Here is a 1642-nt window from a genome sequence, read left to right on the forward strand (position 1 = left end):
CACATCCACCGATTTCAACCTCAAACGGGTCATCTCTCCTTTTTTGACATTGGATACAAACATTAGATAAGGATCATAATACAATGATCTGATTTTACCATCATACAATAGCGTGTCGTTATGATATACCTGCATTTCCTCCGAAGTATATGGAGGATGCAGGTATACGAACAGGGCAAACTCATTGTCCTGCTTTTTGAATTCAGTCAATGGCGAGATATCCGATATACTCAATCCTAAGAACGTTGCGTATGAAATCCAGATTGAGTCCGGATCCACTGTCGATATGGAGAAGGTGGAATCGATATCTTTCAAGAATTTGTGTCCATTTCTTAAGCGGTCCTCCAATTTGAATCTCAGATTCGTCAACTCCCCCTTTTTAAGATTGGATACGAATATCATTCGCGGGTCATTATCATATGTTTTCAGTTTAAACTTCCTGTTGAATATCGGAACATCATTATGATATAGCTGCAATCTCTCGGTTTCTACTCCCGATCCGTACATGTAAACAAACAGCGAGAACTCGTCTTCCCCGGGAGTTCTGTCCCTATAGTATACGCAGTAAATTGCAATACAGGCAACTAATACTATTAAAGCGATATAATACTTTTTCATCTGGCTAGTTTATCAATTTATTCTTATATAGGGCCTTGGCGGGTGTGACCCCGTTCATGGGGGCATTATAGGTGAGCGTCTGGTTGAATTTCGTGCCGGTAACCTGTGTGAGCCAGCCGCGGATATTATAGAGGTAGGAGGAGGTTTCCCTGGCGAGGGTTTTCGTCCTTACCCTTCCAGGCTCATCATAGCTGTAGCGGGCGAGGGTGACTTTCGATGCCGTGTTCAACTGGTGCGTGACCGAGTCCAGCCGTTCGGCCGGGTTTACCCTGTCCTATTATGGAAGGCTTCCTTTTTTTACTTGCCTGACCTGACGAACCCGAATAATGGAATCCAGATTATTCCCTCCGGCATCCAGATACTCGGCAATTACAGTATCCCGGGGTACATAAGTTCCTTCTTTGTAAATATTGGATAAAACATATCTTGTAAGAATATAATAAAAGTCCCCCTCACCTTCTAACTCTTCTTCGCGCTTCAACATTTCCTTCATGTATTTGATTGCACGATTCATTAATTCGTTTTTTTTTCCAGAGTTACTTTTTTTTATGTATTCATAGTAATTCATTATATATGGTTCATTTCTTTTTTTCTTCTTTATCATTATTTCTGTATACCCTATCATTTCATTCTCCAAATGAGGGTTTTTTTCGTAGTAGACCTCTAATCCCCAATAACTGATCGCATCACCTTCTTCCCGTACCCTTCTCTGGCAGCGTTTTAATGCCTCTTCTGTTTTAGGATAATAAGGCTCTTCTCCACCCGAAATATGTCCTTCTGCTTCCTCTTCTTCTTTTTCCAATACAGAATCTACTGCTACCTGCACCTGCTGTTTTCCTTTTTCTTCTACTTTTACCTTATTGGCACAAGAGATGAAAACAACGAAGAAACTCAATAATATAGCTATCCTTTTCATATTCATATTCGTGTTTATTTTACTACAATACCCGGATTGGCTTTAATAGCCCTCCGCATAAAATCATAGACCTCACCCCATGTTGGCTTGTCATCTTCCTCTTCCTCT

At 40.7% G+C, this 1642-nt stretch carries 3 protein-coding genes; all 3 read right to left on the reverse strand.

Features of this window, described 5'->3' with window-relative positions; all coding sequences use genetic code 11:
• The coding region (locus tag VB073_RS14475) for a hypothetical protein (RefSeq protein WP_323404906.1) at nucleotides 1-618 on the reverse strand (618 nt) is incomplete at its 3' end.
• 4 nt (nucleotides 619-622) lie between these two features.
• Nucleotides 623-847 (reverse strand): hypothetical protein, encoded by a 225-nt coding sequence (locus VB073_RS14480; RefSeq protein ID WP_323404907.1) that lies wholly within the window; start codon nucleotides 845-847, stop codon nucleotides 623-625.
• Nucleotides 848-895: 48 nt separating this feature from the next.
• Complete coding sequence (locus VB073_RS14485; protein ID WP_323404908.1) at nucleotides 896-1534, reverse strand: hypothetical protein; 639 nt, start codon at nucleotides 1532-1534, stop codon at nucleotides 896-898.
• Nucleotides 1535-1642 lie beyond the last annotated feature (108 nt).

This window comes from Proteiniphilum sp., assembly GCF_034927365.1.
In the GTDB taxonomy this organism is placed as follows: domain Bacteria; phylum Bacteroidota; class Bacteroidia; order Bacteroidales; family Dysgonomonadaceae; genus Proteiniphilum.

Bases quoted from the DNA above. Each gene is read 5' to 3' on its own strand.
- VB073_RS14485 (WP_323404908.1), bottom strand. From the start codon at position 1,534: ATGAAAAGGATAGCTATATTATTGAGTTTCTTCGTTGTTTTCATCTCT.